Origin of the sequence: Shewanella sp. T24-MNA-CIBAN-0130 (assembly GCF_040310185.1) — a bacterium.
In the GTDB taxonomy this organism is placed as follows: domain Bacteria; phylum Pseudomonadota; class Gammaproteobacteria; order Enterobacterales; family Shewanellaceae; genus Shewanella; species Shewanella psychromarinicola.
Genome location: NZ_JBEOPP010000525.1, coordinates 1 through 241 on the forward strand (window position 1 = coordinate 1; position 241 = coordinate 241).

At 39.0% G+C, this 241-nt stretch carries 1 protein-coding gene; it reads left to right on the forward strand.

Going from position 1 to position 241, the window contains the following annotated elements; genetic code table 11:
* The coding region (locus AAEZ02_RS23370) for a LysR substrate-binding domain-containing protein (RefSeq protein WP_351125608.1) at positions 1 to 214 on the forward strand (214 nt) is incomplete at its 5' end.
* Between the last annotated feature and the right edge of the window lie 27 nt (positions 215 to 241).

The following is a 241-nucleotide window of genomic DNA, read 5'->3' on the forward strand; positions in this document are numbered from 1 at the left end:
TGCTTTAGCTGGTGCGGGTATCGCCTATTTACCGCTAAACTTGATCAGACAAGAACTCGAAGATGGACGCTTAGTTCCTATCTTAGATGACTATAGTAATAGCCAGTTTGAATTCAGCCTCTATTTCAGGCCAAGAAAACAGATGCCAACTAGATGTGTTAACTTTAAGGAATTCTTACTCAGACGAGTTAAAGAAATCAGCCAGGAAGAGTAATCTTCGATAATAGTTAACACTTGGATT